The 24,520-nt window shown below is 66.9% G+C and carries 28 protein-coding genes; 14 read left to right on the top strand and 14 right to left on the bottom strand.

Features of this window, described 5'->3' with window-relative positions; all coding sequences use genetic code 11:
* The 5 genes from RT91_RS03840 to RT91_RS03820 all read left to right on the top strand — a co-directional run.
* Positions 1-851, top strand: an 851-nt coding sequence (locus tag RT91_RS03840; protein WP_035185758.1) for an ATP-dependent helicase C-terminal domain-containing protein, incomplete at its 5' end; no start/stop codon positions are given.
* 115 nt (positions 852-966) lie between these two features.
* Complete coding sequence (locus RT91_RS03835) at positions 967-1,578, top strand: OmpA family protein (protein ID WP_007422093.1); 612 nt, start codon at positions 967-969, stop codon at positions 1,576-1,578.
* Between the two features lie 28 nt (positions 1,579-1,606).
* Entirely contained in the window at positions 1,607-2,590 is a 984-nt protein-coding gene (locus RT91_RS03830; protein ID WP_007422092.1) for a hypothetical protein, read from the top strand.
* Between the two features lie 81 nt (positions 2,591-2,671).
* A complete protein-coding gene (locus tag RT91_RS03825) occupies positions 2,672-4,198 on the top strand; it encodes an acetolactate synthase large subunit (RefSeq protein WP_007422091.1) in 1,527 nt (508 codons plus the stop codon).
* 265 nt (positions 4,199-4,463) lie between these two features.
* Positions 4,464-6,194 carry a chloride channel protein gene (locus RT91_RS03820; RefSeq protein WP_231295299.1) on the top strand — a complete coding sequence of 577 codons (1,731 nt, stop codon included), beginning with the start codon at positions 4,464-4,466 and terminating at the stop codon, positions 6,192-6,194.
* 35 nt (positions 6,195-6,229) lie between these two features.
* On the opposite strand, the gene RT91_RS20215 is transcribed toward RT91_RS03820, so the two are convergent.
* Genes RT91_RS20215 through RT91_RS03790 form a run of 8 tightly spaced genes read right to left on the bottom strand, consistent with a single transcriptional unit; the run spans position 6,230 to position 11,722 of the window.
* The gene (locus tag RT91_RS20215; protein WP_012040367.1) at positions 6,230-6,406 is read right to left on the bottom strand and encodes a DUF1674 domain-containing protein; all 177 of its coding nucleotides are present in this window, start codon (positions 6,404-6,406) and stop codon (positions 6,230-6,232) included.
* Complete coding sequence (gene ccmI, locus RT91_RS03815; RefSeq protein WP_007422089.1) at positions 6,403-7,179, bottom strand: c-type cytochrome biogenesis protein CcmI; 777 nt, start codon at positions 7,177-7,179, stop codon at positions 6,403-6,405. The genes RT91_RS20215 and ccmI overlap by 4 nt, the downstream gene beginning before the upstream one ends.
* The gene (locus RT91_RS03810) at positions 7,176-7,667 is read right to left on the bottom strand and encodes a cytochrome c-type biogenesis protein (protein ID WP_007422088.1); all 492 of its coding nucleotides are present in this window, start codon (positions 7,665-7,667) and stop codon (positions 7,176-7,178) included. Before RT91_RS03810 ends, ccmI begins: the two co-directional genes overlap by 4 nt.
* Positions 7,664-8,218: a DsbE family thiol:disulfide interchange protein gene (locus RT91_RS03805; protein ID WP_007422087.1), complete on the bottom strand. Its 555-nt coding sequence runs from the start codon at positions 8,216-8,218 to the stop codon at positions 7,664-7,666. The genes RT91_RS03810 and RT91_RS03805 overlap by 4 nt, the downstream gene beginning before the upstream one ends.
* Positions 8,219-8,227: 9 nt before the next feature.
* Positions 8,228-10,201 (bottom strand): heme lyase CcmF/NrfE family subunit, encoded by a 1,974-nt coding sequence (locus RT91_RS03800; protein ID WP_007422086.1) that lies wholly within the window; start codon positions 10,199-10,201, stop codon positions 8,228-8,230.
* A 21-nt stretch (positions 10,202-10,222) separates the two neighbouring features.
* Complete coding sequence (ccmE, locus tag RT91_RS03795; RefSeq protein WP_007422085.1) at positions 10,223-10,744, bottom strand: cytochrome c maturation protein CcmE; 522 nt, start codon at positions 10,742-10,744, stop codon at positions 10,223-10,225.
* Positions 10,744-10,905: a heme exporter protein CcmD gene (ccmD, locus tag RT91_RS20210; protein WP_013641075.1), complete on the bottom strand. Its 162-nt coding sequence runs from the start codon at positions 10,903-10,905 to the stop codon at positions 10,744-10,746. Before ccmD ends, ccmE begins: the two co-directional genes overlap by 1 nt.
* Positions 10,906-10,909: 4 nt before the next feature.
* Entirely contained in the window at positions 10,910-11,722 is an 813-nt protein-coding gene (locus RT91_RS03790; protein ID WP_007422084.1) for a heme ABC transporter permease, read from the bottom strand.
* Positions 11,723-11,861: 139 nt separating this feature from the next.
* On the opposite strand from RT91_RS03790, the gene RT91_RS03785 reads away from it, so the two are divergent.
* Together RT91_RS03785 and RT91_RS03780 are read left to right on the top strand one after the other, a co-directional pair.
* A complete protein-coding gene (locus RT91_RS03785; RefSeq protein WP_012040364.1) occupies positions 11,862-12,155 on the top strand; it encodes a YciI family protein in 294 nt (97 codons plus the stop codon).
* Entirely contained in the window at positions 12,152-12,565 is a 414-nt protein-coding gene (locus tag RT91_RS03780; protein WP_013641074.1) for an EVE domain-containing protein, read from the top strand. Before RT91_RS03785 ends, RT91_RS03780 begins: the two co-directional genes overlap by 4 nt.
* A gap of 12 nt (positions 12,566-12,577) precedes the next feature.
* On the opposite strand, the gene RT91_RS03775 is transcribed toward RT91_RS03780, so the two are convergent.
* Complete coding sequence (locus RT91_RS03775; protein ID WP_007422081.1) at positions 12,578-13,342, bottom strand: alpha/beta fold hydrolase; 765 nt, start codon at positions 13,340-13,342, stop codon at positions 12,578-12,580.
* 40 nt (positions 13,343-13,382) lie between these two features.
* Between RT91_RS03775 and RT91_RS03770 the strand changes: the two genes are divergently transcribed.
* The 6 genes from RT91_RS03770 to RT91_RS03745 all read left to right on the top strand — a co-directional run bounded on the left by RT91_RS03770 (position 13,383) and on the right by RT91_RS03745 (position 19,212).
* Positions 13,383-13,958 carry a class I SAM-dependent methyltransferase gene (locus RT91_RS03770; RefSeq protein ID WP_007422079.1) on the top strand — a complete coding sequence of 192 codons (576 nt, stop codon included), beginning with the start codon at positions 13,383-13,385 and terminating at the stop codon, positions 13,956-13,958.
* On the top strand, positions 13,955-15,280 hold the full coding sequence (locus RT91_RS03765) for an O-antigen ligase (RefSeq protein ID WP_007422080.1): 1,326 nt from the start codon (positions 13,955-13,957) through the stop codon (positions 15,278-15,280). Before RT91_RS03770 ends, RT91_RS03765 begins: the two co-directional genes overlap by 4 nt.
* Positions 15,277-16,278, top strand: a complete 1,002-nt coding sequence (locus RT91_RS03760) for a beta-propeller fold lactonase family protein (RefSeq protein WP_007422078.1) — start codon at positions 15,277-15,279, stop codon at positions 16,276-16,278. The genes RT91_RS03765 and RT91_RS03760 overlap by 4 nt, the downstream gene beginning before the upstream one ends.
* A 2-nt stretch (positions 16,279-16,280) precedes the next feature.
* On the top strand, positions 16,281-17,207 hold the full coding sequence (locus tag RT91_RS03755) for a sterol desaturase family protein (protein WP_007422077.1): 927 nt from the start codon (positions 16,281-16,283) through the stop codon (positions 17,205-17,207).
* 51 nt (positions 17,208-17,258) lie between these two features.
* The gene (locus tag RT91_RS03750) at positions 17,259-18,494 is read left to right on the top strand and encodes a DNA polymerase IV (protein ID WP_007422076.1); all 1,236 of its coding nucleotides are present in this window, start codon (positions 17,259-17,261) and stop codon (positions 18,492-18,494) included.
* 73 nt (positions 18,495-18,567) lie between these two features.
* Complete coding sequence (locus RT91_RS03745) at positions 18,568-19,212, top strand: head GIN domain-containing protein (RefSeq protein WP_007422075.1); 645 nt, start codon at positions 18,568-18,570, stop codon at positions 19,210-19,212.
* 58 nt (positions 19,213-19,270) lie between these two features.
* Here RT91_RS03745 and RT91_RS03740 read toward each other — a convergent pair whose 3' ends face one another.
* From RT91_RS03740 to RT91_RS03725, 4 genes are all read right to left on the bottom strand, one after another.
* Positions 19,271-19,477 (bottom strand): cold-shock protein, encoded by a 207-nt coding sequence (locus tag RT91_RS03740; RefSeq protein ID WP_007422074.1) that lies wholly within the window; start codon positions 19,475-19,477, stop codon positions 19,271-19,273.
* A 163-nt stretch (positions 19,478-19,640) separates the two neighbouring features.
* Positions 19,641-20,108 carry a GNAT family N-acetyltransferase gene (locus RT91_RS03735; RefSeq protein ID WP_007422073.1) on the bottom strand — a complete coding sequence of 156 codons (468 nt, stop codon included), beginning with the start codon at positions 20,106-20,108 and terminating at the stop codon, positions 19,641-19,643.
* A gap of 29 nt (positions 20,109-20,137) precedes the next feature.
* Entirely contained in the window at positions 20,138-20,458 is a 321-nt protein-coding gene (gene clpS / locus RT91_RS03730) for an ATP-dependent Clp protease adapter ClpS (RefSeq protein ID WP_007422072.1), read from the bottom strand.
* Positions 20,459-20,614: 156 nt separating this feature from the next.
* Complete coding sequence (locus tag RT91_RS03725; RefSeq protein WP_007422071.1) at positions 20,615-21,148, bottom strand: phasin family protein; 534 nt, start codon at positions 21,146-21,148, stop codon at positions 20,615-20,617.
* Positions 21,149-21,509: 361 nt separating this feature from the next.
* Here RT91_RS03725 and RT91_RS03720 point away from each other — a divergent pair, with 361 nt between their 5' ends.
* Entirely contained in the window at positions 21,510-22,871 is a 1,362-nt protein-coding gene (locus RT91_RS03720; RefSeq protein WP_007422070.1) for a D-alanyl-D-alanine carboxypeptidase family protein, read from the top strand.
* Between the two features lie 14 nt (positions 22,872-22,885).
* On the opposite strand, the gene RT91_RS03715 is transcribed toward RT91_RS03720, so the two are convergent.
* Positions 22,886-24,475 carry a hypothetical protein gene (locus RT91_RS03715; protein ID WP_007422069.1) on the bottom strand — a complete coding sequence of 530 codons (1,590 nt, stop codon included), beginning with the start codon at positions 24,473-24,475 and terminating at the stop codon, positions 22,886-22,888.
* Between the last annotated feature and the right edge of the window lie 45 nt (positions 24,476-24,520).

Genomic DNA, 24,520 nt, shown 5'->3' with positions numbered 1-24,520 from the left:
GCGCGAAACTCGACCCGGCCGATCCGCTGGCGCGCGCGCCGATGCTCGCCGTCGCCGCGCTGGGCGGCCGGGGCGCGCCGAAGATCGGGCTCGCGGCACCGATCAGCGCCGCGACGATCGAGGAGCGCCTCGCCGCCCGCATCGTCACCACGCGGGAGATCGGGCTCGATGGCACCGGCGGCACGGTGATGGCGCGGGAGCGGCGGCGCTTCGGCGCGCTGGTGCTCGCCGAACGCAGCACGCCGGCATCGCCCCCGGAGATCGAGGCGGCGCTGCGCGAGGCGATTCGCGAGAAGCCGGGCCTGCTCGGCTGGAGCGACGAGGTGCGGCAGTTGCAGGCCCGCGTGGCGCTGATGCGGGAGATCGAGCCGGAGGGATGGCCCGACCTGTCCGACGAGGCGTTACGGGCGGATTTCGAGACCTGGCTGTTTCCCTATCTCGCCGGGATGAGCCGGTTGAAGGAGGCGGCGGCGCTCGACCTGCTCGCCATCCTGCGCGACCATCTCGGCCATGAGCGCGTCCGCGCGCTCGACGCGGCGCTGCCCGCGCGGATCGAGGCGCCGGGCGGTGCCGTGCCGATCGACTATACCGGACCGGTGCCGGTGGCGGCAGCGCGGGCGCAGGCCTTCTATGGCAGCGACGCGACACCACGCCTCGCCGGCGGGGCGGTGAGGTTGCAGATCGCGCTGCTCTCGCCGGCCGGGCGGCCGATCGCGGTGACCGGGGATCTCGCCGATTTCTGGCGGCGGGGCTGGGCCGACGCGCGCAAGGACATGCGCGGCCGCTACCCCAAGCACGAGTGGCCGGAAGAGCCGTGGCGCGCGCCGGCCCGGCCGCGCGGACGGCGCTGATCGGCCGGTGTGACCCGCGTCGCAGCCGTGAGTGGAACAGCATGCCATAACGGATGCGAACTGGCATTCCGACCGTCAACCGGATAGAATGTCGCCAAGATCGAGGGAGTTGATCATGCGTTTCACGGGCGTCTCCGCCGCCGCCGTCGTTGCACTGCTTGGCATGGGTGCCGCCCATGCGCAGTCCAGCGGCCCGTCGGCTCAGCAGATCATCCAGGCTCTGAAGCCGACGGGCAATGTGTCGAGCACCACGCGCGGCATCGTCCCGCTCGCGCAGGGGGCGGCGCAGGCAGCACCCGCGCCGTCGGTGGCGAAGCCGGCGGCGATGCGGATGAAGACCACCGCGCCGGCGGCGGTTTCCCATGCCGCGGCACAGACCCCGTCGATCAACCTGAACATCGATTTCGCGACGGGCTCGGCCAAGCTGACACCGCAAGCCGTCACCGAACTCGACCGGCTCGGCCGGGCGCTGACCGACAAGACGCTCGCCGCCTATCATTTCAGGGTCGTCGGCCATACCGACACGACCGGCGCGGCATCGACCAACCTCGCCCTCTCCCAGGCACGGGCGGCCGCTGTGAAGACCTATCTGATGTCGAAATTCGACATCCCGGCCACCCGCCTGCAGGCGACCGGCGTCGGCGAGGCGGACCTGTTGGTGCCGACCGGACCGAACGTGGCGAACCGGGCGAACCGCCGGGTTCAGATCATCAACACCGGCAAGTAGGCCCCTCCTGCATGGCCGGCGGCGTCTGATGGCGCGGCGGGGGTGGGATGTGCGCGCGGCGGCGTCCGGCGATCCGGACGACACCGTGCCGATGGGACAGATTCCCTCACGCGCCGCCGGCGCTCGGACCCGCCCGCCGGCGACGCGCCTGGCCGTTGCGCTGATCGTCGCAATCGCCGCCGTAACGGGTGTCGGGATCGGTGGATGGATGGCGCTGCGCCGTCCGGATTATCCGAAGGCGGGCGAGACCGGGATTTTCAATCATGTCGGCCGGCATTTCACGATTTTCCGCTTCCGTGACGATCCGCTGATCCTCGTGATCGACTGCCCGGACCTGCGGGCCCAGGGCATGATGTTCGACCGGATCGCGGCGCTGATCGAGAAGGCCTCGACGCCGCGGAACCGCGTGCTGGGCGAGGCCGCCTTCAGGAAAGTTCTCGCGAAGGCGAACGCGACCGAGGCGACCTATTATTACGGCAATGACTATCCGGCCTGGGCCCTGCGGAAATTCTTCCGCCTCGCCCATGCCGAGGGCATCCGGCTCACCGCGGATGAGCGCCGGCTGCGGGAGATCGCGCGGCGGGAAGGGTTTCTGCGCCCCGGCGCGAACGGCGCGGTCATCTCGATTCCACAGGCCCAGGGCAGCCGGCGCATCAGCTGGGTATCGCGGGCGGTCATCCTGCGCCACGAGCTTTCACACGGCGCCTATTTCACCATTCCCTCATACCGTCGCTTCGTGCACCGGTTCTACGACACGCAGATGACGCCGTCGGAACAGGCCGCCTTTCGCAGCTTCCTGATCCGCGATGGCTACGATCCGCACGATCGCGACCTCATCGTGAACGAGACGATCGCCTACATGGTATTCACCCGCGACCCTGACTATTTCAACGCTCAGGCGGTCGGGCTCACCGATGCGCAACTGGCCTCGCTGCGGCAGCGATTCGTGGCGCAGATGCCTCATTTCTGGCTGCGCCCGATGGCGGACGCGCCGCTACCCGCGCATCGCTGACCCCCCTTGCCCGACCCGTCCGGAACGGGCAGTTTCCGTGTCCGAAAATCGACCGGCCAACGGGGAAGGAAAGACGGGTCCATGAACGGCGCTGAAAGTCTGGTGCATACGCTGATCGCGTGCGGCATCGATACGGTTTTTGCCAATCCCGGCACCAGCGAGATGCATTTCGTTGCGGCGCTCGACCGGATTCCCGGGATCAACTGCGTTCTCTGCCTCGACGAGACGGTGGCCTCGGGTGCCGCCGACATGTACTGGCGGACCAAGGGGCGCCCGGCGGCGACGCTGCTGCATTGCGGCCCCGGGCTCGCCAACGCGCTCGCCAACCTGCACAACGCGCGGCGCGGCCGGTCGGGCATCGTCAATATCGTTGGCGATCAGGCGACCTATCACCGCCCGCTGGACGCGCCGCTGACCGCCGACACTGAAGGCTGGGCACGGCCGGTTTCCGGGTGGGTCCGGACCGCAATGACCGCCGACGCGGTCGGACACGATGCCGCCGAGGCGGTGGCCGCTGCCCGGACCGGCACGATCGCCACGCTGATCCTGCCGGCGGACACGGCCTGGACCGAGGGCGGGGTGGTTGGCACGCCGCAACCGGTGCCGCCGCGCCCCACGGCAGACGCCTCCGCCATCGACGCGGCCGCCGAGGTGCTGCGCTCGGGCGAACCTGCCCTGTTGCTGCTCGGCGGACGGACGCTGACCGACGCGACGCTGCGGATCGCCACCGCCATCGTGCAGACGACCGGTGCCAAAATGCTGGCCGAGATGTTCAACGCGCGGATGGAACGCGGACAGGGGCGGCCGCCGATCGAGCGCATCCCGTACCAGATCGACGCCGCGGTGCACTCGCTGGAGGGAATCCGCCACCTGATCCTGGTCGAGGCCAAGCCGCCGGTCGGGTTCTTCGCCTATCCGGGCAAGAAGGGCCGGCTCTGGCCGGATGACTGCACGGTGCACACGCTGGCGGATATCGGCCAGGACGGCGTGGCCGCCTTGCAGGCGCTGGCCGAACGCGTCGGCGCCGGCACGCCGGAGATCGCGGTGACGCCGCGCCCTGCGCCGGCGAAGGAGGCGATCGCGCCGGAGACGGTGGCCACCTCGATCGCCGCCCTGCTGCCGGATGACAGTGTCGTGATCGACGAGGGGATTTCCTTCGGCCGCGGCTTCTCGCGCTTCACCCATGGGGCGGCGCCGCATCTGTGGCTGCAGGTGCCGGGCGGGGCGATCGGCGGCGGCCTGCCGGGCGCCGTGGGTGCTGCGATCGGCTCCGGGCGGCGGGTGCTCGCGATCCAGGCCGACGGCTCGGCGATGTACAGCATCACCGCGCTCTGGACGATGGCGCGCTGCAATCTCGACGTGACGGTGGTGATCCTCGCCAACCGGAAATACGCGATCCTGCTGCATGAATACGCCAATGTCGGCGCCAATCCGGGACGGACGGCGATGGACATGCTCGATCTCGGCCATCCGGACATCGATTTCGTGCGCCTTGCCGAGGGGATGGGCGTCGCCGCCGCGCAAGCCGGCAGCATGGAGAAGCTCAACGAACTGATGGCGGCGAGTTTCGAGCGCAAGGGGCCGTTCCTGATCGAACTCCTGACCTGATCCGTTGATCGGCGAAACGGATCGGAATCATCGGCCTTTTCCATCGAATCGGAGGTTGACCGTTAACTTTCCTGTTGTAACTGTGGCTGCGGCCATGATGCTGCCGGAAATTTGCGGCATCTGACCGCCGGGCGGGCGGTCCGTCCTGACACAAGAAGACTTCACAGGGCGCAGCATGGCGAGTTCCACTGTTCAGCATCGGTCCAATTCCCGCTGGTGGTCGGCGCTGCGACGACGGATCGCGGCAATCACGGTGGATGCGCCGATGCATGTGCGCGCTCTGGTGCGCACCGACGAGATCTGGCTCGCGATGCTCGCGGCCGTGGTCGGCGTGCTGTCGGGGTTTTGCGTCTATCTGATGGATTTTCTCAGCCATCATTTTCATTTCTGGTTCTTCGCGCTGCCGAATCTCGACGAGGGACTGTCTCAGCAGACACATATCGACCCGCTGCGCGCCATCTTCGTGCCGATCCTCGGCGGCGCCGTGCTTGGGTCGGTCGCGTGGCTTCTCGGCAGGTACCGGATGACCAATTTCGTCGACCCGGTCGAGGCCAACGCGCTCTATGGCGGCAAGATGTCGCTCAGGGACTCGATCATCGTGGCGATGCAGACCTCGTTTTCCAACGGCGTCGGCGGCTCGGTGGGGCAGGAGGCCGGTTACGCGCAGTTCGGTGGCGGCCTGGCTTCCTGGGTAGGCCAGCATCTTCGGCTAAGGCGGAACGACCTGCGGGTGCTGGTCGGTTGCGGGGCGGGGGCTGCAATCGGCGGCGCGTTCAACGCTCCTCTCTGCGGTGCCTTCTATGGCATCGAGCTCGTCATCGGCACCTATTCGCTGCCAACGCTGACGATGGTGGTGATCTCCTCGCTGAGCGGCACGCTCGCAGTCGAATTGCTGATGAATGGCGGCGTACGGCCGCTGAACGTCGTATTGCCCACCCATACGCCGGGCTACGCCTATCCGCTGGCGGTGTTGCTCGGCATCATCGCCGGCTTTGTCGGTATCGCAATCATGCGGGCGGTCACCTCGCTGGAGGCGGTGTTCCGGCGCACCGGCGTTCCGATCTGGCTGCGACCGATCATTGGCGGTGTCGTGGTCGGACTGCTCGGCAGCATCACGCCGAAGGTGATGGCCTCGGGCAATTCCTCCCTGCATACCCAGCTCGCCGTGGTCTACCCGTTCATGCTGGCGGTGGCCCTGCTCGTGATGAAATCGACGGCCTCGGCCTTCTCCATTGCCACCGGCTTTCGCGGCGGCCTGTTCTTCGCCGCGCTGTTCATGGGGTCGCTGCTCGGCCGCGCCTATGGCGACGTCGCGGTCATGCTCCCCTTCGCGCATGGCGTGCCGATCGGCTTCTATGCCGTTGTCGGCATGGCTGCGCTCGCCACATCGATCGTCAGCGGCACGATGACCATGACCTTCCTGACGCTCGAGAGTACGAACAATTTCAGCATCACCATTGCGGTGCTGATGGCGGCAATCGCCGCATCCCTTACCGTTCGCCGGTTCTTCGGCTACTCGTTCACCACATGGCGCTTCCATTTGCGCGGCGAGACAATCCGCAGCGCGGTCGACATCGGCTGGATCCATAATCTCACCGTCGGGCGGATGATGCGCCGCAACCAGTACATCACCCAGGAGACAACCGCGATCGCGGATTTCAAGACCGAATTCCCCCTCGGTCGAACCCAGTACGTGGTCGTGCTCGACGAAAACCAGCATTATGCCGGCCTCGCCTACCCGTCCGAAGTTCATGCGCCGGACGCAGCAGCCGAGGACTCGATCCAGCATCTGGTGCGCCATCGCGACGATTTCCTGGTGCCGCAGGCAACGGTGAAGGAGGCGATCCGGGCGTTCGAGAAGGCGGAATGCGATGTCCTGGCCGTCATCGACGGCGAGGAAACACGCCAGGTCCTGGGTGTTCTCACCGAGCAATACGCCCTGCGGCGCTACAGTGAAGAACTGGACCAGCGGCGGCGGGAACTGTCCGGCGAATAAACCCGGGACTCAGGAACCGAGCATCCGCAAGACCATCAGAAGTCGGTGCAACGACCGTTGCGTTCCCAGTCGCCGTAGCGCGTAGGTTCAGGACCTTTGGGGCCGCCGATCTCCTTGGGCCAGGGCTTTGACGCCCCAGCATCCGTGGTGACGGACGGCTTCCCGTCACCGCCCTCCTTGGGGAGACTGCCTGGTTCGACCGACTTGCTCATGGCGTGGACGTGGCCCCGGTCGCCTTGCCCGACAAGGGGGGGCTGCCATTGCTGGACTGCAGCACCGCAGCTTCGCGCAACCTTTGCTCGGCCAGGGAACGCCAGGGCGCTTGCGCCGGCGCCTCGGCTAGCGCCTTCCGGAACAGCGCGGCCGCATCCGGTGTCACATGGCCGGCGGCTTCGCTTTCGGCCTCTGCCGTTTCAGCGGCAAGTGTCGGATCGAATTTGATTGTCAATGCCACGTGCCAGGCACGCGCGGCCTGGTGGAGCTTGTTCTGGCTGACCAGCGCCTGACCGAGCAGCAGATAGCCCTGCCGAGCGTCCGGGCTACCCGGCGGCAGTTCCGCCAGCTTCTGCTTAAGCCTGTCGATCAGCGCGTTGTCCTGCCGCTCTGCCGCCGCGCGCTGGCGCATCACGCTTGCATGCGGCTCGGATGGCACCAGCGGCAGGCCGGATGGAACGAACACGACCACGGCGGCCACAGGAATGGCGGCAAGAGTGGCAATCATCAGACCGCGCGCGGCGCGGTTTGCCTCCGGTTCGGGGATCTGGTCGGCGGCGAGCAGCCGCCGCTGCACCTCCAGCCTTGCGGCCTGGTATTCCTCTTCTGGCAGCCGGCCTTCCTCGCGGTCCCGTTCGATTTCCTCAAGCTGCGCACGGTGCAGCGCCATGGCAGTCTCCCGCCGGTAGCGGATTGTGCCGCGGCGCAACCAGACCAGCACGACAGGCGCGAGCGCAACGGCGGCCAGCACCGCCATCCAGAGCCAGATCAAGACAGGAGTTCCTTCAGCCGGTCGGTCTCTTCCGGCGACAATGGAGGGGGAGCTGCCCGCCGGCGGCGGCGCGCGAAGAGCAGAACGGCCAGCCCGATCAGGGCGGCCAGGGCCGGCGAGAGCCAGAGCAGCCAGGTCTCCGGCCGGAAGGGCGGCTTGAGCAGAACGTAGATTCCATAGCGCTTGACCATGAAATCGATGATCTGGCGGTTGCTGTCTCCGGCGACGACGCGGCGGCGGATAATGGTGCGGAACTGTTTGGCCAGCCCGGCCTGCGAATTCTCGACCGTCTCGTTCTGGCAAACCAGGCAGCGCAGCTTGTTGCCGATTGCCTCCGCGCGGGCTTCCTGGGCGAAGGTGAGCTTCACGCCATCGCGCGTGATGCTGGTTGGATGGGCGCTCGCCGACGAGGACGAAGCCGGCGCAGCCAGCGCCGTGCCACAGGCGAGCACGAGTCCCGCGAACAGCAGAACGAGCCAACGCCTCATGTGAGCCTCTGCATGGCGGGCCGGAGCTGGTCATCGATGATCTCAGGCACCAGAGGCGCCGCGATATGCCACACCACCTTGCCGCCCGGCGCGATCAGGAAACTCTCCGGCACACCGTAGACGCCCCAGTTGATGGCAGTCCGCCCCGAGGGATCGGTGGCGAGACGCGCATAGGGATTGCCGTATTTTGCGAGGTAGAGGGCGATCGCCTCCGGCTTGTCCTGATAGGCGATCCCCCAGATATCGACGCCGGCCTTCGCCAGCCGGTCGAGATAGGGCGCCTCACCCGCGCAGGGCACGCACCAGGAAGCGAAGAAATTCACCAGAACCGGCCGCTTCTGGGCGGCGAGCACCGGCTTGTCGAAGCCCTTCCGGCCGTTCACGCCCGGCAGGGTGAAATCCGGCACATCATGGCCAACCAGAGGATTGTCGAAGGCTTGCGGATTGTAACTGCCGGTCCTCATCCGGCGGAGCAGTTCATAGAAGCCGACGCCGCCTGCACCCACGACGAGCAGCGGCAGACCGAACAGCATGCGGCGCGAGACGCTCATCGGGCAGGATCACACCGTGGCCGAGCCGGACGGCCGGCGCAGCCTGTTGCGCACCGGGGCGCCGACGCGGAAACGACGGTCGGTCAGGGAGATCGCGCCGCCAAGCGCCATGATGAGGCCTCCGAGCCAGATCTCCGGCGCCAGCGGATGGATGTTGAACCGGAACTCGCCACCACCGCTGTCGTTGTCACCGGCGAAGGTGGCAAAGAGGTTGCGCACACCGTTGGTGCTGATCGCTGCGGCCACCGTTTTCACCTTCTGGTTCGTGAAAAAGCGGGTTTCGGGATGCATCATCTCGACGAAATGGCCGTTCCGCGTCACCTCGATGGTGGCTTCCCGCGCCGCGTAGTTCGCCCCCTTGGCCGGCGCGATCGAAATCAGCTTCCAGTTGTAGCCGCCGAGATCGATCGACTGGCCGGGGTTGAGTACCCGGATCGTATGCACCTGCAGCGACATGCCAGCGATGCCAAGCACCGCGATGCCGAAGCCTAGATGCCCGAGCGAGGCGCCGATCGCGGCACGGGGAATGGTGAACAGCCGCGCGAAGGACTGGCGGAGCGGCACGCGGAACAGCCTGACCCGCTCGGCGAGATCGATCAGCGCGCCGATCATCACCCAGACCGCGCCGGCAAGGCCGAGAGCCGCCACGAAATGGCCTCGAAGGATGAACGCGCCGAAAACGATCAGCGCGACCACAGCGCCGAACCACAGCTTGGTCAGAGCCGGCAGAAGGACTGCGCGCTTCCAGGACATCATCGGCCCTACCGCCATCGCGAGGATCAGCGGTGCGGTGAGCGGCAGAACCGTCTGATCATAGAACGGCGCGCCGACCGAGATCTGCCGGTTGAAGAGCAGGTCGAGGAACGGAGGATACATCGTTCCGGTGAACACCACCGCGGCGATGATGCAGAGGAAGATGTTGTTGAGGATCAGCGCGCCCTCACGCGAGACCGGCGCAAAAACCCCGCTCGCCGCAAGCGCAGGAGCGCGGAAGGCGAAGAGCAGCAGCGAGCCGCCGATGGTCAGTGCCAGCAGTACGAGGATGAACAGGCCCTGAGCCGGCGAGGCCGAGAAGGCATGCACCGAGTTCAGCAGGCCGGAGCGGACGAGGAAGGTGCCGCAGAGGCTGAGCGAGAAGGTCGCGATCGCAAGCAGGACCGACCATGTCTTCAGCGCTTCGCGCTTCTCGACCACGATGGCCGAGTGGATCAGCGCCGTGCCGGTAAGCCAGGGCAGCAGCGCGACGTTCTCGACCGGGTCCCAGAACCAGTACCCGCCCCAGCCCAGCGTGTAATAGGACCACAGCGAGCCGAAACAGATGCCGCAGGTGAGGAACAGCCAGGAAACCAGCGCCCAGGGCCGCACCCAGCGCCCCCAGGCGGCGTCCACCCGCCCCTCGATGAGGGCGGCGACGGCGAAGGCGAAGGCGATCGAGAAGCCGACATAGCCGGTGTAGAGAATCGGCGGATGAACGGCGAGGCCAGGATCCTGCAGGATCGGGTTGACGCCCGCGCCATGCAGCGGCGGCGGCCAGATCCGCGCGAACGGGTTGGAGACGGCGATGACGAACGCCATGAAGCCTGCCGAGATCAGGCCGAGCACGCCGAGCACGCGCGAGCGCAGGCTGGTCGGGATGCTGTTGCCGAACGCGCCGACGGTCGCGCCGCAGAGCGACAGGATCAGGCACCAGAGCAGGATCGACCCGTCATGGTTCCCCCAGGTGCCGGTGATCCGGTAAAGGAGCGGCGTTGTCGACGACGAGTATTCGGCAACGTTGCGAACCGTGAAATCCGACACGACCCCGGCCCACACCAGGGCAAGGAAGGAGAGGCCGAGCATCACGAACTGGCTGATCGCCAGTGCGGGCGCGGTGCGGAGGATCAATCGGTCGCGCAGCATTGGACCGGCGATACCGATGACCGATTGTGCGACGGCAATGGCCAGTGCCAGCGCGAGCGCGAAATTGCCCAGGGTGGGAATCATTCTCCGGTCTCTCCCGTCCGCTCAGCCATTGTTGGATGCCTCGATCTGCGCCGGCGACTTGTCATCCCAGGCGCCGGCATTGGGCGGCGGCCCGAATTTCGGATTCCACTTGCCGGCCTTGCGCAGCGCCATCTCGACATCGCGCGGCATGTAATCGGCGCCATGTTTGGCCAGCACGGTAGAGGCCATGAACTCGCTGTCACCCTTGGCCATCGCGCCAATCGTGACCACGCCCTGCCCCTGACGGAACAGGCCCGGCAATACGCCGGTATAGACCACAGGGATCGAAGCGCGGCCATCGGTGATGCGGAATGTGGTGTAGGGCGCGCCGTTGCGCGTGCCCATCACCACGGTATTCGCCTGCACGATACCGCCAAGGCGGAAGACACGGCCCGGAGGCGGATGGCGGGCGGCGACCTGCTCGGGCGACATGAAGAAGGACAGGCTGGAGCGGAAAGCGAACAGCATCAGCGCCACCGCGGTGGACAGGCCGATGCCGCAGGCGATCACGATCCAGAGGCGGCGCTTCTTGCGGCTCATCATCACACGGCACTCCCGGATTTCTCGTGCCGACGCGGCTCGACCGCGGCGAGCCTGCGCCGCGCCGAGCGATAGCGGAAGAACGAGGAGATCGAGAGAAACCCGATGATGAGGAGGGCGACGCCGTAGCTGCCGACCACGTAGGGCATCGTATGCTTGACCATGTCTTCAGTTCCCGGAGCGCTCCGCGCGTGCGAGCAGCAGGGCCCGCGTGCGGTTCTCCATGATTCCGCTCGAAATCCGCGCGAGCGACATCGCGATGAAGGCCAGATAGAAGCCGACCGTGCAGATCAGCAGCGGATAGAGCATGGTGATGTAGATCTTGGAGGGGCCGGTCAGGGTGATCGAGTTGCCCTGGTGGAGCGAATTCCACCAATAGACGCTGAACACGATGATCGGCAGGTTGATTGCGCCGACCAGGCCGAGGATCGCGGCCGCACGATAGCCGTGCTGCGGGTTGTCGAAGGCGCGGATCAGCGCCATGTGGCCGAGATAGAGGAAAAACAGGATCAGCACCGAGGTCAGACGTGCATCCCACACCCAGTAGGTGCCCCATTCAGGCTCGCCCCAGAGCGACCCGCTGATCAGGCAGAGCGCGGTGAAGCCGGCGCCGACCGGGCCCATCTCCTTCGCCGCGATATCGGCGAGCGGGTGCCGCCACACAATCGAGAGCAGTGAGCAGATCGCCAGCGCGGCGTAGCCGTTCATCGCCACCCAAGCCGCCGGCACATGCACATACATGATGCGCGAGGCAATACCCTGCTGCCAGTCGGCCGGGGCGAAGAAGAAGCCCCAGACGAGTCCGACCGTGCAGGTCAGCAGCGCCGTCCAGCCGATCCAGGGGATGATGGGCTGCACCAAGCGCTGGAAGCGGCCGGGATTGGCGAAACGATGCAGCCAGGCCCCGGTTTTCGACGTCGGAACGGCGATCGCGCCGCCTGGCACGTCTCCCGCGTATTCCGTAATTGCTGAACGGTCCATTGATAGATTGTCTAATACGAATTTGAATTTTTGACACCCCCCGCCCTCGCACGCACCCGGTTCCCGCGATCACATCTTGGCGCAGAGCGATCCGCCGCTATGCTGGGAGGCAGAGAAAACGCCAGAATGGAGCCATCCCATGCAGTTCCTCCTGATCGCCCATGACCGGGAAGACGGTCTTGCCCTGCGCAAGCAGGTGCGCCCGGAGCATCTTGCCTACCTCGAAAGCATAAAGTCGAGCATCGTCTTCGGCGGCCCGATGCTGGGGGCGGACGGCAATCCTTGCGGCTCGATGATCGTCTACGAGGCGGCGGACCGCGCGGCGGCCGAGGCGCTGGTCGCGAACGACCCCTATAGCAAGGCCGGGCTGTTCGGCGCGGTCGAGATCCAGGGCTTCCGCACGGTGGTGCGCGACGGCACGCTGACGCCGTGAACTACTGGCTGGTCAAGTCCGAGCCGGACGCGTTCTCCTGGGACCAGCAGGTGGCCAACGGCGTCGAACCCTGGACCGGCGTGCGCAACCACGCCGCCAGGAACAACCTGAAGGCGATGCGCGTGGGCGACCGCGCCTTCTTCTACCACTCCAATATCGGTCGCGAGATCGTCGGCGTGGTCGAGGTGGTGCGGGAGGCCTATCCGGACCCGACCGCCGAGTCGGGCGACTGGGTGGCCGTGGATATGAAGGCCATCGCGCCGATGCCGCATCCGGTCGGCCTTGCCGCGATCAAGGCCGATCCGGCGCTGGCGGACCTCGCACTGGTGCGCCTGTCGCGCCTGTCGGTCGGCCCGGTCAGCCCGGAGCACTGGGCGCATCTCTGCGCCATGGGCGGGTTGCGGCTCTAGCGCAGCGCCCCCCTAGCCGCGCAGGAAGGGCTCGATCGCCGCAAGCACCTCGCGCGGCTTCTCGGCGTGGAGCCAGTGGCCGGCATCGGCGATCGTCTCGATGCGGGCCTGCGGGAAGCGGGCGCGGATCGCCCCATGCGCTTCCAGCGGCACGTAGGACGATGTCGCCCCCGCGACGAACAGCGCCGGGCCATCGTAGCGCGCACCGGGCGCCGGATCCGCCCAGCCGACCAGATCGGTCATCGCGCCGGCGATTTCCTCAAGGCCGAGGCGCCAGCGCGGCGCCGCGCCGAGCACGAGATTGTGCAGCAGGAATCCGCGCAAGGCCGGCTCCGGCACGCTGGCGGCGAGGGCAGCGTCCGCCTCCTGCCGCGTCAGCCCCGGATGCAGCGCGAGGCCGCGCATCGCCCGGACATAGCCCAGATGCTCGTGACCATAGGCGATCGGCGCGATATCGAGCACGGCGAGGCGGGTAATGCGGCCGGGATGGGTGAGCGCCAGCGTCATCGCCGTCTTGCCGCCCATCGAGTGCCCGACCACGCCGGCCGAGGCGATGCCGAGCGACTCCATCGTCTCGGCGACATCCTCCGCCATGACCCGGTAGCGCATGTCCGCATCGTGCGGGCTGTCGCCATGGTTGCGGGCATCGAGCGTGGTGACGCGGAACTGCGCCGCGAGCCCACGGGCGATGACGCCGAGATTGCGCCCGGCGCCGAACAGCCCGTGCAGCAGAATGACATCCGGGCCTGTGCCGGTCGTTGAGGCGTGGAGAATCATTTCGGTTTGTCGATCCCTTGGCTTGGGCTAGGGTTGGCCGATGCAGGCGGAAAATCAACCCGGGGCGGATGCGGCACGGCTCGAACGGCTCGTCGCGCGGCAGGCGGAGAAGCGGCATCTCGCCGCAATCTGGGCGGCGCGGGTTGGCCTTGCCGCCGGCATGACCGTGCTCGATATCGGCGCGGGCACCGGTGCGCTCGCCCTCGAATACGCGGCTCTCGGCGCGCGCGTGCTGGCGATGGACCCGGATTCCGCATCCCTTGCCTATGCCGCCGCCGAGGCGGCGCGGCGCGGCCTTGCCCTGGAGACGATCGTGGGGCGGGCCGAGGCGCTGGCAGCGCTGCCCGCGGCGCCGGACCGGGTGATGCTGACCGATGCGCTGCATCATATGCAGGAGAAGGATGCGGCGTTGCGCGCGATCCGCGCCGCGATGAAGCCCGGCGGCGCGCTGTTCATCGCCGAATACGACCCGGCGGGGCCCGGGGCGGTCGGCGCGCCGATGGCGCGGCGGATGGCAGCGGCGGAGGCGCTGACTCTCCTCGCCGCCGCCGGGTTTGCCGCCTCTGCCGCCGAGGCCGGGCCGGACGAGCACTACACGATCATCGCCGTGCCGTGACCGGCGGCATCGCGCGCGGAGGAGCGGTGCTCGCCGTGGCCGCCGCCCTTGTGGCGGGATCGGCGCTTTTGCTCCTCGTGCCGCAGGCAATCGGCCCCTTGCAGGGCTTTCTGGCGCTCGGCCTTGCCGGGGCCGCGGCGCTCGCCTGGCCGGAAGGGGCGATGGCCGCCTGGCTGATCCTGGTCGCGACCACGCCCGAGATGTGGCTATCGGACATGATCGGCCATCACGAGACGATCATCGCCCTGCTCAAGGTTACGGGGCTGGCGATCATCGGGCTGGCCGCGCTGCGCCGCGGGAGCCGGTTCGACCGCTACAATCCCAGCTTCGCCTTCCTCGTCATGTTTGTCGGCGGCTTCGTGCACGGCCTTTGGCCGGGGCTGACGCCGCTCGCCTCGCTGCGCTCGCTGGTCGGCTCTGCGGCGCCGTTCGCCGCCGGCTTCATGCGGGCGGAGGCGCGGATGCGCGCGGCGATCATCCGCTGCACCATCATCGGCCCGGCGGTGACCGTGGCCTTCGGCCTGCTGCTGCACGCGGCCGGCCTGCGGGCGCTCTATGGCGTTCAGCTCGGCGCGATCCGACTGCAGGCCTCGAGTTCGCCCGCCTTTCTCGGCGGGTTCGCGATGATCGCCATCTATGCCGGGCTGGTCGCCTTCGCCGGCAGCGGCCGACGGCGGGAATGGGCGTGGATTGGCGCGAATTTCCTGATCCTGCTGGCCAGCGGCGCGCGCGCGCCGCTGGCGCTCGCCACCTTCGCCACGCTCGCCACCCTGCTTTCGGTCAAGGCGCCGGATTTCGGCATGCGAGCGCGGCTGGGCCTGCTGACGACGGGCGGCGCGGCGTTCGGCGCCGTGCTTCTCGCCGGGCCGGCGCTGCATTTCGTCCGCGTGATCGACCTCATCCATCTGGGCGATGCCGCCAGCCTGTCCAACCGCAACCTGATCTGGCCCTATTTCGAGGCGGCGCTGGCGCGCTCGCCCTGGCTCGGCTGGGGGGTGGGCGCGGGCAAGGTGATCGTGCCGTTGCATTCGCCGATCGGCCGCTTCCTCGGCACCAACGCGGCGCATGACGAATATCTGCGCATCGCCTGCGAAGGCGGCGTGCCCGGTGCGCTGCTGCTGTTCGGCCTGCTCGGCCTGTGGCTGTTTCGGGGCAGCGCTGCGCTGCCGGTGGGGCAGCGACGGCTGATCCGCCTTGTGTTTCTCGCCTTCGCAGTGCAATCTCTGACAGATAATACTTTGATCGCAACGACCAGCCTGACGTTCTTCACATGGGCGCGGGCGGTGTTCATCAATCCCGACGAAGGATCGGCCCCGGCATGACCATGCTTCCGCTTTCCCGCCGCGCGCTGCTGGCCGCGCCGGCGTTTCTCGGCCTGGCGCCTTCCCTCGCCCGCGCCGCCGGCCCGACGCCGCCGATCTGCATCGTGCTCGATTCGGGCGGCTCGCGCGTCTCGGTCATCGACATGACGACGCGCAAGGTGATCCACACCGAGCCGACGCTGCGCGAACCCGGCCACTGGGCGCTGACGCCGGACCGCAAGACGCTGCTGATCGCCGATGCTTCGGGCAATGCGCTGTTCTTCTTCGACCCCGTAACCGGGCGCGAACGCGGCCACAAGCTGATCCCCGATCCCTACCAGCTCTGGTTCAGCCCGGACGGCAAATTCCTTACCGTGAACTGCCTGCGGCTCAACCATGTCGACATCTATCATGCCGACGCGCTGACCCTCGCCCACCGCTTCCGCGCCGGATCGATGCCGAGCCATCTGAGCTACACGCCGGATTCGCGCACCGTCTTCGTCTCGATGCAGGATTCCGGCACGCTGGTCGCGATCGATCTCGTCACCATGCGCGTCCGCTGGACGGCGCCGGTCGGCAAGACGCCGGCCGGGGTGATGTGGCATGACGGCGTCGTGCTGGTCGCGATCATGGGGAGCGATCATCTCGCCGTGGTCGATCCGGCGAACGGCAAGCTGCTGCGCACCGTGCTGACCGACAAGGGCGCGCACAACATCTTCCTCACGCCGGACCGCAGCGAACTCTACGTCACCAACCGCGTCGCCGGCTCGCTCACCGTGCTGGACGCGAAGAGCCTCGGCTTCAAGCGGCGGATTCCGATGCCGGGCGGGCCGGACGATCTATGCTTCTCACCGGACGGACGGCTGTGGATCGCGCTGCGCTTCGCCTCCCGCGTCGCCGTGCTCGACCCGGCGAGCGGTGCTGTGGACCACATCACGGTCGGCCGCTCGCCGCACGGGATCTATCTCTCGACCCTGCTGACCGACACCGCCGCCCGCACGGCGATGCGCCTGGCCTGAGCATGCTGCCGGCCCATCCGTTCAACGATCTGGCCGGCTGGGTGGAGCAGGTGGCGGTGCTGCCGCTGCTCTACCGGTTCGGGCTGATGCAGTGGAGCGAACTCTCCTTCGGCTGGACGCTGGTCGCGATCTATGGCGTGACGCAGATGCTGCTGGCCTATGCGGTCTGCGTGCCGCTGGAGCGGGCGATGCCGATCGAGCGGTGGGACAGCCGGCGGGTGGTGCTGGTCGATGTGTTCTACACCTTTCTCGCCCGCGTCGGCGTGCTGCCGGTGATGACCTTCGTGCTGTTCTACGCGGCACAGGTGCGGCTCGACGGGTTTCTCGCCGATCATGGCTATGTGCCGCCGATGCTGGAGACGATCTTCCCGCCGCTGTTCGGCCATCCGGTGATCACCTTCGCGCTCTACGCGCTGATCCTCGACTTCGCCGATTACTGGCGGCACCGGCTCTCGCACCGTTTCCGTGTCTGGTATGCGCTGCATGCGGTGCATCACGCACAGCGGCAGATGACCTTCTGGTCCGACGACCGCAACCATGTGCTCGACGAGATGATCGGCTTTCTCTGGTTCATGGCGGTCGGGCTGCTGATCGGGATTCCGCCGCTGCAATTCCCGCTGCTGGTGCTGATCCTGCGCTTTGTCGAGAGCTTCAGCCACGCCAATATCCGCCTCTCCTTCGGCCGGATCGGCGAGCGGCTGCTGGTCTCGCCGCGGTTTCACCGCGCGCATCACGGCATTCTCGCCGCCGGCGAACGCTCGATCAATTACGGGGCGGTGTTTCCGTTCTGGGACATGCTGTTCGGCACCGCCGATTTCTCGAAGGATTTCGCACCGACCGGCGACCCCGAAGCACCCGAGGCGATGGCGAGCGGCGGATGGGTTGCCCAGCAATGGTCGGGGCTGGTGCATCTGGTCCGCTCGATCTGACGCGATTTTTCGCTTCCGCCCGGCGCCGATAAGGCGTTTCCTGCGCTCGCCATGCCGACCCTGTGCCGCGACTGCGATGCCATCTTCGAGGCCGCCGGCGCCTGCCCGCAATGCGAGGGGCGGCGCCTCGTCGCGCATGACGAGATCGCGACCCTCGCCATCGCCCATGTCGACTGCGACGCCTTCTATGCGAGCGTGGAGAAGCGCGACCGGCCGGAGCTGACCGACAAGCCGGTCATCGTCGGCGGCGGGACGCGCGGCGTGGTGGCGGCCTGCTGCTACATCGCCCGCCTCTCGGGCGTGCGCTCGGCGATGCCGATGTTCAAGGCCAGAAAACTCTGCCCGGACGCGGTGGTGATCGCTCCGGAGATGCGGAAATACGCGGCGGCGGCGGCCGAGATCCGCGCCCTGATGGCGACGCTGACGCCGCTGGTGCAGCCGCTCTCGATCGACGAGGCGGCGCTCGACCTCTCCGGCACCGCGGCGCTGCACAGGGCGCCGCCCGCGGTCGTGCTGAGCCGCTTCGCCCGGCAGGTCGAGGCGGAGGTGGGGGTGACGGTGTCGATCGGCCTTGCCGCCAACCGGCTGCTGGCGAAACTCGCCGCCGAGCGGGACAAGCCGCGCGGCTTCGCCGTGCTGGGAGCGGAGGCAGCGGCGGTGCTGGCGCCGGAGCCGGTCGGCATTCTCCCCGGCGTCGGCCCGGCACTGGCGCGCAAACTCGCCGGCATGGGGATCACGCGGGTCGGCCAGCTCGCCGCCCTCAACGATCGCGCCGCCCGCGCCCGGCTCGGGGAGGACGGGCCGATGCTGGCCGCGCGCGCCCGCGGCATCGATCCCCGCCCGATCGACCCCGCGCGGGCGACGAAGTCGATCAGTGCAGAGACGACCTTCGCCGAGGATATCGACGATGCGGCATCCCTCGCCCGCGTCCTGTTTCCGCTCTGCGAGAAACTCGCCCGGCGGCTGCGCGCCGAGGGCTTCGCCGCCGCCGGGCTCGTGCTCAAGCTCAAGACCGCCCGTTTCGAGACGCATACCCATGCGGTGCGGCTGACCGCTCCCACACAGCTGGCCGAAACGATCTTCGAGGCGGCGAAACCGGTCCTGATGCGCGCCGCCGGCCCGCGCTACCGGCTGATCGGGATCGGCGCCGCACGGCTCACCGATGCCGCCGAGGCCGACCGCGGAGATCTGGTCGATCAGGAAACGCCGCGCCGCGCCGCCCGCGAGGATGCCGTCGAGCGGTTGCGCGCGAAATTCGGCACCGGGATCATCCGCCGGGGCGGATGATCCGCCGGGCGCCCACGCCATGCTTGCCCGACGGCGCGAAAAGCCGATAGGCTTGCTCCGGGAGGATCGGCGGATGAAGCTGCGCGGATTCCTGACTGGCGTTATCGTGGCAGCGCCGCTGATTGCGGCGAGCGGGAACGCTGCCATGCCGACGCGGACGGTGAGCGAGCATGTCGGCCGGTTCGATGCGATCGTCCTGCACGGCCGTTTTCGTCTCAACTTCACCCGAGGCGAAACACGCTCTGTGAAGCTCAGCGGCGATCCCTATCTCGTGGAAAATCTGAGCGTGTCTGTGAAACGGGGCGTGCTGGACATCGATCGCCCCAGCGCGCTCGACTTGCCGCAGAACGAGACCGTGGATGTCATCATCACCGCCCCCTCGCTCGCCGCGCTTACGACGAAAGGACTCGTGCGGGCGGACGTGCGGAACCTGTCCGGCCAAACGTTCGACTTCATCAATGACGGCGCCACTGCGGCCACCCTCTCGGGCGAAGTGGGCAAATTCCGGATGATTTCACGCGGAGTCGCGTCGATCGATGCCAGCCAGCTGCGGGCGGCCAACGTGACGGTCTTGGTGCGGGGGCAGGGCAACATGAGGGTGTTCGCGCGCGAAAGCGCCAACATCACGCTGTACGGCGAGGGGAAGATCGAGGTTCTCGGTCACCCGAAAGACCATACGTTCAAGACGCTGGCTTACGGAACCGTGACGCTGCGCTGAGCAGCAGACATGAAAAAAGGCGCCGCTTTCACGGCGCCTTTTCCGAGACAGGCTGGGTTCAAGCCGCCTTCAGGTTCTCGGCGGACATCTTGCCCTCGCGGCCCTTGCGGACCTCGAATTCAAGGCGCTGGCCCTCGTCGATGCGGCCCAGGCCGGCACGCTCGACGGCAGAAATATGCACGAACACGTCCTTCGACCCGTCATCCGGCTGGATGAAGCCATAGCCCTTGGTTGCGTTGAACCACTTAACAGTACCTGTCGACATCGCGACTCTCCAAACAAACGGCAGCCCACGAAATGAGGGCCAGCAAACTCTTCAACTTGGGGAGGTGTCGAAGGCGGTAACGCCGTAACGCACGCAGCAACCAGAACCGAAAAGCGCCGTGATTCTCTTATACCGGCTTTTGCGGCCGAGGGCCAGCATGTATTCATGCCGGCGGCACGTAGGAGAGTCTCTCCCTGCCCTCGCGCTTTCCGGCGCGGCCGGTGGGCTCGAAGCCCACTGCACGCAACAACGACCAGGACGGGATGTTGGCCGGATGGCATTCGGCGAAGACGATCTCTCCGTGCAATGCCCGCAGCATCGCCGTCAAAGCCTCGCGCGCATAGCCACAGCGCTGGAACGCAGGACCAATCCAGTAGCCGACCTCGATCGCGGAACCGCCGCCACCCGTCGGCCCGCGGTGCGCGCCGAGCAGGCCGATCAGCTGCCCGTCGGCGGCAAGGCGGATGCCATGAAATCCCGGGTCGGATTCGATCAACGCCCGCGCTTGCGCGGGGCCGAAGCGCGAGGAGAGAAAATCGATGCGTCCGGTAATGATCGGATGGTCGGTAACGGCCGCGAGTTCCGCAGCATCGGCGATGGCGAGCGGCGCGAGACGAAGCCGCGCGGTCACCAATCGTACAGCGACAGGCGGCGTCCCTGTCAGGCCGGCTCGATCATGCATTGCAGCGGGTGTTGGTTCTCGCGGGCGAGTTCCAGAACCTGGATCATCTTGGTTTCCGCGATCTCGTAGGTGAAAATGCCGCAAACGCCGACACCGCGGCGATGGATCCGCAACGCGATCCGTCCCGCCTCATCGGTCGTCTTGCCAAACAGCCCGACCAGCGTTGCGACCACGAATTCCATCGGCGTGTAGTCATCGTTGAACATCATCACGCGGTAAAGCGGCGGTCTCTTCGCACGAGCGCGCGCATGCGTGGCGAAAACCGGATCCATGCCGTCCTGGTCGTCAAAATCGTCCATGCCGATGGCCCCATAAATGCGATTGCGGTCGCTGTCATGCAGAACCGTCGACTTGCACCCGACCCGCGTGCAAATCTGCAAATGGCGACGGACGGACCGGAATCCGGCCCGTCCGCTTATCATTCATCCGTCAGGCGGTGAAACCGCCCTTCCGCTTCAGAGCGCCGCGCCGAACTTCTCGACGGCGAGAGTGACACGCGCAGTGAGCGGCGCGATGGTCTGCTCGGTGAGCTTGAGCGACGCATCGGTGATCCGGCCGGTCTCGGCGACCGCCTTTTCCATCATCGCACGGGCATAACCGGTCTGGAGATCGACGGCTTCCTTCACCGACTTCACGCCGCCGAGCGCCTTCGTCATTGCCACGGTCTCCTCGACAGAGGCCTGGGTGGTGCTGGCAATCTGCTTTGAAATGCCCTGCAGACCCGCAGTGAAGATCTGGCCGGCCTTTACCATCGCCTCGAAATTGCCCTGGCTGAACGCCATCATCTCTTCTGTGGTCTTCATCGCCTTCGCCATCTGCTCCTTGACCTTCGCCTGCTGGGCCTCGAAACCCTTCGCGGCGTTTTCCATGCCTTCCTTCATCGACGTCAGGGTCTTTTCGAACCCGGCGGCAACCTGGGCCTTGGTGGCCTCAACAGTGGCTTCGGCCGCCTGCTGCACCGTCTCGGTCGCTTTGATCTTTGTGCTCATCCTAGTTACTCCTCGTGTGTCCGTTGCAACGATGCCGATGCGCCCGCGCACCAGCCTTGGCCGTCGTTGCTTTCGTCGCAAGGGAGAAAAACGACCGCCAAATTCCTTGCACTCACGTTTTATAGTGCAGTGCAACATGGCCGATTTAAGCCTGCCGCGAGGGTAAGTCAATGCTTTTTGTGCAACGCACAATGACACTGCGGTTAAGCCTCACGGCGCCGACCGCTCCCACAAACACGGAGCGCAGGAGGATATCCCATTAACCCTTTGGCTTTTTTGTTAATTTCTATTTTTGAACTGGACAGCGCCGACATTTCATCCTATCCGTCTTATGAGGCTTCGTTCATGTTTGGGGGACCGTATGCGTTTGGCCGAATTGCAAGGCTGGATTGTGAACATCCTGCGGCGCGGCTCGGTACTCGCGGCAGGCGGCTTGATGGGCGCGGCGCTGGCCGCACCTCAGGCTGCGCAGGCTAATCTGCATCAACGGTATCGACATGTCGTGCGCATACATGAACGCCTTGGGGGCATTGCCTCTCCGGCCGCCTCGGGGCCGCTTGCGCCCGGGATTGACTGGATCGTGATGGACGCGGCAACCGGCCGCATCCTCTCCGAGCACAACGCATATAACGAGCGCTTCCCGGCCAGCCTGACCAAGTTGATGACGCTGGATCTCGCTTTCCACGCACTCAGCCACGGCCGCCTGAACGCCAATACCCCGCTTCCGGTGAGTCAAGCGGCAGCGTCAGTGCAGCCTGTGAAGCTCAATCTTGTGGCGGGGCAGACCGTAACGGTCATGCAGGCAATGCTGGGCATGACGACCCTCTCCGCCAATGACGCGGCAACGGCGCTCGGACAGTACCTCGGCGGCGGCAGCATCCGGCGCGTTGCCGCCGAAATGACAGCGCGCGCCCACGCTCTCGGCATGGAGCGGAGCGAGTTCCGCAACCCATCCGGCCTACCCAATCCGAACCAGGTGACCGACGCCTACGACATGGCGATTCTCGCCCGTCACCTGCTGCTGGACTATCCGCAATATCGCTATCTTTTCTCCGTGCCGAGCTTCCGCTTCGAAGGCCGCACGATCCCCAATATCGATGGCATGCTCAAGCGCTACAACGGCGCCATCGGCATGAAGACGGGCTATACGGACCTCGCGCGGTTCAACCTCGTCACCGCCGCGGTGCGCAACGGTCACATGCTGATCGGCGTGGAGATGCACGCCCCGTCCTGGATCGTTGCTTACAATCGCATGACCCAGCTGCTTGATGCCGGCTTCGCAGCCGAAAGCGGTGCGCCGACGACCGTCATCGCAACTGCCACGTCACCACAGCCTCGCGCCGCAATGCCTCCGCCCCCGGTGCGCCAGCCGGCCGCGGCGCCCGTGCTCGTGGCGAGCCGAAGCAGAACCGCTCCTGTTCACATGATCGTTGCGCGTTCGGTCGGCCATGTCACGCGCGACATGATCCCGGGGTGGACCGCCCAGGTTGGCGCCTATGACAGCTACATCCTCGCCAAGAGGCAGGCCCTGACCATACGCGGCGAGCGCAAGGTCGGCATCGCTAGGGTTGGCAGCGCCGTGGTGCACCGGCACCGGATCTGGCGCGCTCAGATTGCCGGCCTCGACCATAACGATGCGAATCTGGTCTGCAGTGCGATGAGACGCGCTCATCAGTCCTGCTTCATCATTCCACCGAGCAACGAAAGCCTGGCGATGCGCTGACGGAACGGGCCTGATCAGCCGGCCCGTTGCCTTTTGACAAGCGCCAGAACGGCAGGCGCCGCCAGCACCAGCACCAGCGCATTCCACAGCATGAATTCGAGGTTGAGCGGGCCGGAAATCACGGCGCTTGCCACGGCGCCGGCGACCAGCAGGACGCTGGGCAGCCAGTCGCGCCAACTGCGCATGGCCGGCCGGTCGGCCACCGCCAGTCGCCAGACGGCGATTGCGATCGGCACGGCAAAGACAGGGAACGGCGCGTCACGATAACGCGGATCGAACACGAGCCCCGCCTGGACGATGACCGCGGTCACCACGAACAGGAACCAGAGATGGTCGAAGAGGCCTTTGCCCCAGTCGCGGGGGCTAGCCTTGCCGAACAGGCTCGCGCGCAGGAGCAACACCGTTGCTGCTCCATCCAGCGGCCGCCGCCCCTTGCCGCGTGAGGCAACGCGCAGAGCGGCAAGGGCGAGCAGACCCTGTGCCGGCAGATTGATCGCGGCGCAGATCATCAGGGACTTGTCGTACAGCACGTGATGGGTGATCGCCCAGGCGTAGACGAGCGCATTGCCAAGGCCGAAAGCGAGCGCCACGCCGGAGACACCCGCCATCCCGCCGATAAGCGCGAGGATCACCGACAGCGCGATCGCGGCACCGGCATAAAGCGGCCAATGCGGCATCTCCACCACCGGACCTTCAAGGGGGAATTTCGGCCGGCGTCCTGCGGACCAGATGCCCCAGTTGGCGCCGGCGATCCCCTCGTCGTGGTATTTCCAGTGCTGGTCGAACGCCTCGATCAGGTTGTAGTCGACATGCTCGCGATCGGCGAGGCTGACGAAGCGGCGCAGAAAGATCGCCTCGTTGACCCGCGAGGGCGCGGCATCCGCCCGCCAGCGCCCCCGGCTCGGCCAGCCGGTCTCCCCCACCGAGATCGTCTTGCCCGGAAAGACGCGCTCGGCCTTGCGGATGGTCCGGCCAATCCGCGCGATCGCGGCGTTCACCCCCACCGGGTGGTTCTGCCAGTAGGGCAGCAGATGGATCATCACGACGTCGACATGCTTCGCCACCTGCGGGAATTCGAACCAGAAGCTCGCGACATCGGCATAGGCGACCGGCTGCTTCACCCGGGCGCGCACATGATCGATGTCACGGATCAGTTCGCCCACCGAAAGGTCGCGCCTGAGCAGCACCTCGTTGCCGACGACGACGCGGGTGATCGTGTGCGGATGCGCGTTCGCCGCGGCGATCCCGGCCGCCATCTCCCGCGCATTGTCCTTCGGGTTCGGCCCGAGCCAGATCCCGGCCCAGACCTTCAGCCCCGCCCGCTTCGCCAGCGCGCCGATGTCGAAATCGCCCTCGATCGAGGAATAGGTGCGGATGCCGCGCGCGTGCCGCGCGATCAGGCGCAGGTCCTGCTCCACCTCGGCGGCCGAGGAGAAGGTTTTCGTCAGCGGCGACTGGCCGTTGCGGAACGGCGCGTAGGACACCGAGTTGAACCGCGCATCCGGCATGACGACGCCACCGGCACGCGGCCGGTTCGGCAGATACCATGCGGCAACGCTCAGCAGGCCGAGCAGAAAGATCAGATAGGGTCTTGCGGTGCGCATGGCCCATGCGCTTACAGGAGGCTCCACCGGCAGGCCAGAGGCGGC

The organism is Acidiphilium sp. JA12-A1 (assembly GCF_000724705.2).
In the GTDB taxonomy this organism is placed as follows: Bacteria; Pseudomonadota; Alphaproteobacteria; order Acetobacterales; family Acetobacteraceae; genus Acidiphilium; species Acidiphilium multivorum.
This window is presented reverse-complemented; position numbering and strand designations above follow the sequence as displayed.

Excerpts from the sequence above, each read along its gene's own strand:
- RT91_RS03810 (WP_007422088.1), bottom strand. The coding sequence starts at position 7,667 with ATGAGGCGTTGGCTCGTTCTGCTGTTCGCGGGACTCGTGCTCGCCTGT.
- RT91_RS03820 (WP_231295299.1), top strand. The coding sequence starts at position 4,464 with ATGCATGTGCGCGCTCTGGTGCGCACCGACGAGATCTGGCTCGCGATG.
- RT91_RS03770 (WP_007422079.1), top strand. The coding sequence starts at position 13,383 with ATGCAGGCGGAAAATCAACCCGGGGCGGATGCGGCACGGCTCGAACGG.
- RT91_RS03800 (WP_007422086.1), bottom strand. The coding sequence starts at position 10,201 with ATGATTCCCACCCTGGGCAATTTCGCGCTCGCGCTGGCACTGGCCATT.
- RT91_RS03775 (WP_007422081.1), bottom strand. The coding sequence starts at position 13,342 with ATGATTCTCCACGCCTCAACGACCGGCACAGGCCCGGATGTCATTCTG.
- ccmE (WP_007422085.1), bottom strand. The coding sequence starts at position 10,744 with ATGATGAGCCGCAAGAAGCGCCGCCTCTGGATCGTGATCGCCTGCGGC.
- RT91_RS03760 (WP_007422078.1), top strand. The coding sequence starts at position 15,277 with ATGACCATGCTTCCGCTTTCCCGCCGCGCGCTGCTGGCCGCGCCGGCG.
- RT91_RS03745 (WP_007422075.1), top strand. The coding sequence starts at position 18,568 with ATGAAGCTGCGCGGATTCCTGACTGGCGTTATCGTGGCAGCGCCGCTG.
- RT91_RS03830 (WP_007422092.1), top strand. The coding sequence starts at position 1,607 with ATGGCGCGGCGGGGGTGGGATGTGCGCGCGGCGGCGTCCGGCGATCCG.
- RT91_RS03725 (WP_007422071.1), bottom strand. The coding sequence starts at position 21,148 with ATGAGCACAAAGATCAAAGCGACCGAGACGGTGCAGCAGGCGGCCGAA.
- RT91_RS03785 (WP_012040364.1), top strand. The coding sequence starts at position 11,862 with ATGCAGTTCCTCCTGATCGCCCATGACCGGGAAGACGGTCTTGCCCTG.
- ccmD (WP_013641075.1), bottom strand. The coding sequence starts at position 10,905 with ATGGTCAAGCATACGATGCCCTACGTGGTCGGCAGCTACGGCGTCGCC.
- RT91_RS03740 (WP_007422074.1), bottom strand. The coding sequence starts at position 19,477 with ATGTCGACAGGTACTGTTAAGTGGTTCAACGCAACCAAGGGCTATGGC.
- RT91_RS03715 (WP_007422069.1), bottom strand. The coding sequence starts at position 24,475 with ATGCGCACCGCAAGACCCTATCTGATCTTTCTGCTCGGCCTGCTGAGC.
- RT91_RS03835 (WP_007422093.1), top strand. The coding sequence starts at position 967 with ATGCGTTTCACGGGCGTCTCCGCCGCCGCCGTCGTTGCACTGCTTGGC.
- clpS (WP_007422072.1), bottom strand. The coding sequence starts at position 20,458 with ATGGACGATTTTGACGACCAGGACGGCATGGATCCGGTTTTCGCCACG.
- RT91_RS03750 (WP_007422076.1), top strand. The coding sequence starts at position 17,259 with ATGCCGACCCTGTGCCGCGACTGCGATGCCATCTTCGAGGCCGCCGGC.
- RT91_RS03755 (WP_007422077.1), top strand. The coding sequence starts at position 16,281 with ATGCTGCCGGCCCATCCGTTCAACGATCTGGCCGGCTGGGTGGAGCAG.
- RT91_RS03805 (WP_007422087.1), bottom strand. The coding sequence starts at position 8,218 with ATGAGCGTCTCGCGCCGCATGCTGTTCGGTCTGCCGCTGCTCGTCGTG.
- RT91_RS03825 (WP_007422091.1), top strand. The coding sequence starts at position 2,672 with ATGAACGGCGCTGAAAGTCTGGTGCATACGCTGATCGCGTGCGGCATC.
- RT91_RS20215 (WP_012040367.1), bottom strand. The coding sequence starts at position 6,406 with ATGAGCAAGTCGGTCGAACCAGGCAGTCTCCCCAAGGAGGGCGGTGAC.
- RT91_RS03790 (WP_007422084.1), bottom strand. The coding sequence starts at position 11,722 with ATGGACCGTTCAGCAATTACGGAATACGCGGGAGACGTGCCAGGCGGC.
- RT91_RS03720 (WP_007422070.1), top strand. The coding sequence starts at position 21,510 with ATGCGTTTGGCCGAATTGCAAGGCTGGATTGTGAACATCCTGCGGCGC.